Genomic DNA, 8,239 nt, shown 5'->3' with positions numbered 1-8,239 from the left:
GGACCGTACGCGGCGGGGCGGTGCTGCTGCGCTCGACCAGGCTGGTGGCCAGGTCCACCCGCAGGGTGCCGGGCCGCACTCCGCGGGCCAGGTCGATCACCAGGTGCGTCGCCGTCTCGGCCATCTCGGTCAGCGGCTGGCGCACGGTGGTCAGCGGCGGGCCCACCCAGCGGGCCAGCGGCAGGTCGTCGAAGCCGACCACGCTGAGGTCCTCCGGAATGCGCAGCCCCAGCTCGCGGGCGGCCTCGTACAGGCCGAGCGCCTGCAGGTCGTTCCCGGCGAACACGGCGGTCGGCCGGTCCGGCAGGCGGAGCAGTTCCAGGCCGAGCCGGCGTCCGGACTCGTGGTGGAAGTCGCCCTCGCGGACCAGTGCCGGGTCGTACGGGATGCCCGTCATGTCGAGCGCCGCCCGGTAGCCGTCGGCCCGGGCCCGGCTGCACATCATCCGGGCGGGGCCGCCGATCAGGCCGATCCGCCGGTGGCCGAGGTCGAGCAGGTGCCGGGTGGCGGCGAGGCCGCCGTCCCAGTTGGTGGTGCCGACGGCGGGCACGTCCTGGCCGGGGTCGCCGGCCGGGTCCAGCACCACGAAGGGGATGTCCCGGCTGGCCAGTTGCTCGCGCAACGAGCGGTCCAGGTCGGACAGCACCAGCACCACGCCGGTGGGGCGGCGGGCGAGCACCCCGTCCACCCAGGACTGGCCAGGGCCGTGCCGTTCGGCGGACTCGGAGAGCACGATGCTCAGGCCCTCCTCGCGGACCGCGTTCTCGACGCCCCGGATCACCTCGACCGCCCAGGCGCTCTCCAGCTCGTGGAAGACCAGTTCCAGTAGCGGGCTGGTCTGGCGGTTGCCGCGCCGCCGCCGGTAGCCGTACCGGTGCAGCAGTTCCTCGACCCGTTCCCGGGTGGCCGGGGCGACGTCGGCGCGTCCGTTCAGGACTTTCGAAACAGTCGGCGCGGAGACTCCTGCCTCCTGCGCGATCTCGGCGAGCGTGGCCGCTCTGTTCACGGGTTCCTCCTGCACTGCCCCTGCTGGGCGAACTCCGTCGTGGGTGGCGTCGGGCACGGCCGCGGGCGGTCCGTATCGCACGGATGCTAGCCCGCCGACGGGCCGGGGCCGATCCCGTCGGCACTCTTGACGGGCGGTCAGCTCGGTTCTAGGTTTCCCACAACATTCGGCAACTTGCTCGAAACATTCGAAACTGAGGGCAGGATATGCGATCGAGATTCGCCGCGATCACTGCGGCCGCCGCACTCGTCCTGGGTACGTCCGCCGCTTGCGGCTCCGGCGGCGCCGCCTCCGACTCCGGTGACGGGACGATCCACGTGCTGGTCTACGGCGACGCCGGCAACAAGGTCGAGAAGCAGATCGTCGACACGTTCAACCGGACCTCCAAGGTCAAGGCGGTGCTCGACACCGTCCCCGGCGCCGACTACCAGCAGAAGCTCCAGACCGTGATCAACACCCCGCGGGCCCCGGACGTCTTCTTCAACTGGGGCGGCGGCTCCATCCAACCGTTCGTCAAGGCGGGCCTGCTGCTGCCGCTGGACGACTTCATCGCCAAGGACCCGGGCCTGAAGGACAACTTCCTGCCCTCGGTCTTCAACTCGGCGGTGGTGGACGGCAAGCCGTACGGAGTGCCGATGCGCGGCACCCAGCCGGTGCTGCTGTTCCACAACAAGAAGGTGCTCACGGACGCCGGACTCACCCCACCGAAGACCTGGGACGACCTCCTCGCCGCCGCCAAGGCCCTGAAGGCCAAGGGCATCACCCCGATCGCGCTCGGCGGCGGCGACCAGTGGCCCACCCTGATGTGGTTCGAGTACCTCTACGACCGGATCGCCGGCCCCGGCCTGTTCCAACGGGCAATCGGCGGCGACCGGGAGGCCTGGGCGAGCGAGGACAGCCGCAAGGCGCTGGCCACCCTCAAGCAGCTGGTCGACGCCGGGGCGTTCGGGAGCAACTTCGACTCCGTGAAGTTCACCGACGGCGGCTCCCCGGCCCTGGTCGCCAAGGGCAAGGCCGCCTTCGAGCTGATGGGTTCCTGGTACTACGCCACGCAGCAGGACGCCAACCCGGACTTCGCCAAGTCCGGCCTCGGCTACACCGGCTTCCCGGCCCTGAGCGGCGGCATGGGCGACGCGGCCGACGTCGTCGGCAACACCAACAACTTCTACTCCGTACTGAAGAGGACCAAGCACCCGGAGGCCGCCGCGGCCTTCCTCAAGCTGATGTACTCCGAGGAGTTCGTGAAGGCGCAGCTGGCCCTCGGCAACCTGCCGACCACCACCGGCACCGTCGACTTCCTCGACCTCTCCGCCAGCCCCGCCTACTCCAAGGACCAGTACCAACTGGTCAAGGCCGCCCCCTCGTTCCAGTTGTCCTGGGACCAGGCCTACCCGCCGAGCGCCATGACCCCGATGCACACGGCCGTCCAGCAGTTCTTCGACGGCAGGATCGACGCCGACGGCTTCATCAAGGCCATGCAGGCCTTGCCGACCTCATGACGCGCCGTGCGCGGCCCGGCGCGGAGGCAACCCGCCCGGGCTTCGTCTGGGCGCTCCCCGCGGCGGTGTTCTTCCTGTTGTTCGCGCTCACACCGCTGCTGCTGGTCGTCGTGCTCTCCTTCACCAGCTGGGACGGCATCGGCGAACCGCGCTTCAACGGCCTGGCCAACTGGACCGCCCTGCTCCACGACCCGGTGATGCTCCAGTCCGTCTGGACCACCCTGCTGCTCACCGCCCTCGGCGTGCTGACCCAGACGCCGATCAGCATCCTGCTCGGCGTCTGGGCCGCCGGGCGGCAGCGCAACCGGGCCGTGCTGTCGGCGATCTACTTCGTGCCGCTGCTGCTCTCGGCGACCGCCGTCGCGGTGGTGTGGCGGGCCGTCCTCGACCCCAACTTCGGCGTACCGGCCCAGCTCACCTGGCTGTTCGGCGACGGCAACCTGCTCGGCAGCAGGAGCGGGGCGATCGGGGTGCTGACCTTCGTCGGCGTGTGGCAGTTCACCCCGCTGCACGCGCTGATCTACCAGGGCGGCGCCCGGGTCATTCCCCAGGTGCTCTACCAGGCCGCGGCCGTCGACGGGGCGGGCCGGGTGCGGCAGTTCTTCCACATCACCCTGCCGCAGTTGCGCAACACCGTCATCACCTCGGTGATCCTCATGGTGGTCGGCGGCCTGACCACCTTCGACACCGTGCTGATCCTCACCCAGGGCGGCCCCGGCACGGACACCACCGTCACCGCCTACTACATGTACCAGAAGGCCTTCAAGGGCTTCGACTTCGGCACCGGATCGGCCATCGCGCTGGTCCTCGTGGTGGTCGCCACCCTGATCTCGCTCGCGGTGGTCAGGCTCTCCGGCTACGACCGGATGCGCGGCACGACGGAGGGCCTGTGATGCGCCGGCGCCCCAACGTCCTGGCCGGGTTCGGCTCCCTGGTGTGGCTGCTGCTGGTCGGCCTGCCGCTGTACGTGCTGCTGATCGCCACCTTCCGCACCCGCTCCGACTACTCCACCGAGGGCCCGCTCAAACCGCCCGCGCACTGGACCCTGCAGAACTACCTGACCGACCTCTCGACCGGCTTCGGCCGGGACTTCCTCAACACCCTGACCGTCACCGCCGGCGTGGTCGCCATCGTGCTGCTGGTCGTCCCGCCGCTCGCCTACGCCATCGTGCGCGCCCGCGGCCGGGCGACCGGATGGGTGTTCCGACTCTTCCTGCTGGGCCTGGCGATCCCCGCCCAGGCGGTGATCGTGCCGATGTTCTACGTCATCAGCAAGACCGGCCTGTACGACCACCTGATCGGGGTCATCCTCCCGACCGCGGCCTTCTGCCTGCCGGTCTGCACCCTGGTGCTGACCGGTGCGATGCGCGACATCAGCCCCGAGCTGTACGAGGCGATGGCGATGGACGGCGCGTCCCCGGCGCGGGTGTTCCGGCAGCTGGTGCTCCCGCTGTCCAAGGGCGGACTGTCCTCGATCACGGTCTTCGCCGCCCTCCAGGCCTGGAACGGCTTCCTCTTCCCGCTGATCCTCACCCAGTCCGACTCCACCAAGGTCGTCACCCTCGGCCTGTACGAGTTCCAGACCGAACACGGCGTGGACGTGCCCGGACTGCTCAGCGCCGTGGTGCTGTCCATGCTCCCCGTCTTCATCGTGTACCTGTTCGCCCGCCGCGCCCTGGTCCAGGGCCTGACGGGGGTGGGAGGAAAGTGAACGACCACCGGTACCCCGAGCCCGCGCCCGTGTGGCGCGACGCCACGCTCACCCCGGAGACCAGGGCCGATGCCCTGATCGCGGCGATGACTCTGCGGGAGAAGACCGCCCAACTGGTCGGCGTCTGGGTCGGCGCCGACGCCGACGGCGACGAAGTCGCCCCGCACCAGCACGAGATGGAGCCGCCACCCGACCTCGACACCCTCCTGCCGTACGGGCTCGGCCAGCTGACCCGGCCGTTCGGCACCGCCCCGGTCGACCCGGCGCTCGGCGCGCTCTCGCTGCTGCGAACCCAGCAGCGGATCGCCGCCGCCAACCGCTTCGGCATCCCGGCCCTGGCCCACGAGGAGTGCCTGGCCGGCTTCGCCGCCTGGGGAGCCACGGCGTACCCCGTGCCGCTGTCCTGGGGCGCCACCTTCAACCCGGAGCTGGTCCGGACGATGGCCGCCACCATCGGCCGCGACCTGCGGGCCGTCGGGGTGCACCAGGGCCTCGCGCCGGTGCTCGACGTGGTCCGCGACGCCCGCTGGGGGCGGGTCGAGGAGACCATCGGCGAGGACCCGTACCTGGTCGGCACCATCGCCACCGCCTACGTCCAGGGCCTGGAGTCGGCCGGGATCGTCGCCACCCTCAAGCACTTCGCGGGGTACTCCGCCTCCCGCGCCGGACGCAACCTCGCGCCCGTCTCGATGGGCCCGCGCGAGCGCGCCGACGTCATCCTGCCGCCCTTCGAGATGGCCGTCCGCGAAGGCCGACCCCGCTCGGTCATGCCCGCCTACACCGACACCGACGGCCTCCCCTCCGCCGCCGACCAGGCCCTGCTCACCGAACTGCTCCGGGACACCTGGGGGTTCACCGGCACGGTCGTCGCCGACTACTTCGGCATCGCCTTCCTCAAGACCCTGCACGGCGTGGCCGAGGACCGGTCCGACGCCGCCGCACAGGCCCTGGCCGGGGGAGTCGACGTCGAACTGCCGACCGTCGACACCTTCGGACAGCCACTGTTCGACGCGGTCGTCGCGGGCGCCGTGCCGGAGCGGCTGATCGACCGGGCGCTGCGCCGCGTGCTGGTCCAGAAGGTTGAACTCGGTCTGCTGGACGCCGACTGGAGCCCCGTGCCGGCCGCCCTCGCCGACGCCGATCTGAGCGAACCGGGGGCGCTGCGCGGTCTGGTCGACCTGGACCGGCCCGCCAACCGCGCGCTCGCCGCCGACCTCGCCGAACAGGCCGTGGTGCTGCTGCGCAACGACGGCCTGCTGCCGCTGCGCGACCCCGCCCGGATCGCGCTGATCGGCCCGAACGCCGACGAACCCACCGCCGTACTCGGCTGCTACTCCTTTCCGGTGCACGTCGGGGGACAGCACCCCGGGACCCCGCCCGGCATCGAACTCCCCACCCTGCGCGAGGCGTTGGCGGCCGAGCTGACCAGTACCGAGCTGGCCGGCAGCGAACTGCGCACGGTGCGCGGCGTGACGGTCGACGGCGAGGACACCGCCGGCATTGCCGAGGCCGTACACGCCGCCCGGCGGGCCGACGTGGTGGTGCTCGCCCTCGGCGACCGGGCCGGGCTGTTCGGGCGCGGCACCAGCGGTGAGGGCTGTGATGCCGCATTGCTCGAACTTCCCGGCAGACAGCGGCAGTTGCTGGAAGCGGTACTGGACACCGGGACGCCCGTGGTGGTCACCCTGCTGGCCGGGCGGCCGTACGCGCTCGGGCGCGCCGTCACCGAGGCGGCCGGGATCGTCCAGTGCTTCTTCCCCGGCGAGGCCGGGACGGCGGCGCTCGCAGGCGTGCTCAGCGGGCGCGTCAATCCGTCCGGGCGGCTGCCCGTCTCCGTCCCCGCCCACCCCGGGGTCCAGCCTTCCACCTACCTGGCCGCGCGGCTGGCCCAGGCGGGCGAGGTCTCCAGCACCGACCCGACTCCCGCCTTCGGCTTCGGACACGGGCTCGGCTACAGCGAGTTCGCCTGGTCCGGCCTGGAGGTCCGGACTGCCGAGACCGGCACCGACGGCACCTTCCGGCTCGCCTTCGAACTGCGCAACACCGGCACCCGGGCGGGCGTCGAGGTGGTGCAGCTGTACCTCCACGACCCGGTGGCCACCGTCGTCCAGCCGGTGCAGCGGCTGATCGGCTACCGCCGGATACCGCTGGACGCCGGAGCGGGCTGCCGGGTGGAGCTGGCCCTCCCCGCCGACTTGGCCTCCTTCACGGGCCGCGACGGCGGGCGGATCGTCGAACCCGGCGCACTGGAACTGCGGATCTCCGCCTCCAGCACCGACCCCCGCCTCACCGTCCCGCTGCGCCTCACCGGCCCGGCCCGTCCGCTCGACCACACCCGCCGACTGCACCCGACCGTCACCGTCCACGACCTCCCGTCAGCCCCCACCCCGTAGCGGAGGAAGCCCCCCATGCGTCGATCGATCCGCCGGCTGTCCCTGCTCATGACACCCGCACTGACCGCCCTCCTGGTCGCGGTCCAGCCTGCGACCGCCCACGCCGCGGACCCCACCACCCTGACCGGCGGCTCCTACGTGGATCCCGACTCCACCGCGCAGCAGTGGGTCAACGCCAACCGTGCCGACGGCCGCGCCCCCGCGATCCAGGCCTCGATCGCCGACGTGCCGACGGCACGCTGGTTCGGCAACTGGAGCGGCACCATCGGGACGGCGACCGGGGCCTACGTCGGCGCGGCCGCCGCCAAGGGCAAGCCGCCGATCCTGGTGGCCTACAACATCCCCGACCGGGACATCTGCGCCGGCCAGTCCGGCGGTGGCGCGGGCACCCCCGCCGACTACGCCACCTGGATCGCCGTCTTCGCCAGTGGCATCGGCAACCGGCCGGCGGTGGTGGTCCTCGAACCCGACTCGCTCGGCGACGAGACCTGCATGACCGCCGGTCAGATCACCGAGCGCAACGCGATGCTGCGCAACGCCATCGCGCAGTTCAACGCCAAGGCCCCCAACACCCGGCTCTATCTGGACGCCGGCAACCCCGCCTGGATGAGCACCGAGACCATGGCCCAGCACCTGGCCGCGGCCGGGGAGCTGAACGCGGTCGAGTACCTGTGGGCCCACGTCAAACGGAGTCTGGCGAACCTCGCCAGTGTTGTCCTCAACGGCTTCCTCACCGGGACCGGACTCTCCCTCGACCTCCCACCGCCATCACCTTGAAACGCCAAGGTCTGTATCGCTCACTCAGCCTGCCGCTCCATCGTCCAGTTCCTGTCCGCTCCGGACGGCACCCCGCTGTGGGTCTCCGATCTCGAATCCGGCTCCACGCTCGACATCACCGCGGCCCGCATCCACGCCCTGCCCACACTGCACAAGGCAGCGGCCGATGGCCTGCCGCCCCCGGCGAACAAGGGCTGCATCGGGGCCGGCATCGGTATCCGCATCCCGATCCGACGCCCAAAGGGCAAGTCCGAACAGGAACTTCACGTCGACACGCGAATGTTCAACACGCTGCTGCGGCACGTCAGGGCCCTCGGCGAGCGCACCGCCGCCGAGCTCAAGCAGCGATGGCGGGCCCTGCAGCACGCCACGCTCAGCCCGAGCCTGATCGGCGACATCGCCCGCGCCGCCCTCGCCCTCAACGGAAATCTGGAAGTGATCACCGTTGAGAAAACCTCACTGGCCCTGGCGGCACGCCTTCACCGACCTGTTCGACGCCGTCCACGCCCACCGGCCTGATCAACGACCTGAACGTGCACTCTGGTGGTCTCGGATGGCGCAAGCAGACGCCAAGCGAGTGAACTTCTGCGATTGAGGAAGAAATTGGCAAAAGCATCGAATGCGCCCTGACGATGATGTGCCCGTCGGGCTGGTGCCTTCGAACGCGCGGGTAGAGCCCGTTGATAACCAGCGACATGAAAGAGGTATCAATGCTCGCTCGCTTGGGTCGACCGATGTGCAGACGGCTCCTCGTCGTTGCTGTCGCCGCTCTGACGGCCACCGCTTGGTCTCCAGGCGGCTGGCAGACCGCCGTGGCGGGGGGGGGGGGGGGGGCGGCGAACCCCGGGGTAAA

6 protein-coding genes and 1 pseudogene are annotated in these 8,239 nt (G+C 71.1%); 6 read left to right on the top strand and 1 reads right to left on the bottom strand.

Annotated elements, in window-relative coordinates:
• The coding region (locus tag ACFVWU_RS43345) for a LacI family DNA-binding transcriptional regulator (protein WP_387631895.1) at positions 1–1,021 on the bottom strand (1,021 nt) is incomplete at its 3' end.
• A gap of 191 nt (positions 1,022–1,212) precedes the next feature.
• On the opposite strand from ACFVWU_RS43345, the gene ACFVWU_RS43340 reads away from it, so the two are divergent.
• From ACFVWU_RS43340 to ACFVWU_RS43315, 6 genes and pseudogenes are all read left to right on the top strand, one after another.
• A complete protein-coding gene (locus ACFVWU_RS43340) occupies positions 1,213–2,505 on the top strand; it encodes an ABC transporter substrate-binding protein (protein WP_387631892.1) in 1,293 nt (430 codons plus the stop codon).
• On the top strand, positions 2,502–3,398 hold the full coding sequence (locus ACFVWU_RS43335) for a carbohydrate ABC transporter permease (RefSeq protein ID WP_387631890.1): 897 nt from the start codon (positions 2,502–2,504) through the stop codon (positions 3,396–3,398). Before ACFVWU_RS43340 ends, ACFVWU_RS43335 begins: the two co-directional genes overlap by 4 nt.
• Complete coding sequence (locus tag ACFVWU_RS43330; protein ID WP_387631887.1) at positions 3,398–4,216, top strand: carbohydrate ABC transporter permease; 819 nt, start codon at positions 3,398–3,400, stop codon at positions 4,214–4,216. The genes ACFVWU_RS43335 and ACFVWU_RS43330 overlap by 1 nt, the downstream gene beginning before the upstream one ends.
• Before the next feature lie 86 nt (positions 4,217–4,302).
• Positions 4,303–6,609, top strand: coding sequence for a glycoside hydrolase family 3 N-terminal domain-containing protein (locus ACFVWU_RS43325; protein WP_387631900.1), 2,307 nt, complete (start codon positions 4,303–4,305; stop codon positions 6,607–6,609).
• Positions 6,610–6,624: 15 nt separating this feature from the next.
• Positions 6,625–7,332 (top strand): annotated as a pseudogene (locus ACFVWU_RS43320) (glycoside hydrolase family 6 protein); the annotation flags it as partial.
• A 69-nt stretch (positions 7,333–7,401) separates the two neighbouring features.
• Positions 7,402–7,905, top strand: a complete 504-nt coding sequence (locus ACFVWU_RS43315) for a transposase family protein (protein WP_387631897.1) — start codon at positions 7,402–7,404, stop codon at positions 7,903–7,905.
• Positions 7,906–8,239 lie beyond the last annotated feature (334 nt).

It is taken from the genome of Kitasatospora sp. NPDC058190 (assembly GCF_042883685.1).
Classification (GTDB): Bacteria; Actinomycetota; Actinomycetes; order Streptomycetales; family Streptomycetaceae; genus Kitasatospora.
This window is presented reverse-complemented; position numbering and strand designations above follow the sequence as displayed.

Bases quoted from the DNA above. Each gene is read 5' to 3' on its own strand.
- ACFVWU_RS43340 (WP_387631892.1), top strand. From the start codon at position 1,213: ATGCGATCGAGATTCGCCGCGATCACTGCGGCCGCCGCACTCGTCCTG.
- ACFVWU_RS43335 (WP_387631890.1), top strand. From the start codon at position 2,502: ATGACGCGCCGTGCGCGGCCCGGCGCGGAGGCAACCCGCCCGGGCTTC.
- ACFVWU_RS43330 (WP_387631887.1), top strand. From the start codon at position 3,398: ATGCGCCGGCGCCCCAACGTCCTGGCCGGGTTCGGCTCCCTGGTGTGG.
- ACFVWU_RS43325 (WP_387631900.1), top strand. From the start codon at position 4,303: ATGACTCTGCGGGAGAAGACCGCCCAACTGGTCGGCGTCTGGGTCGGC.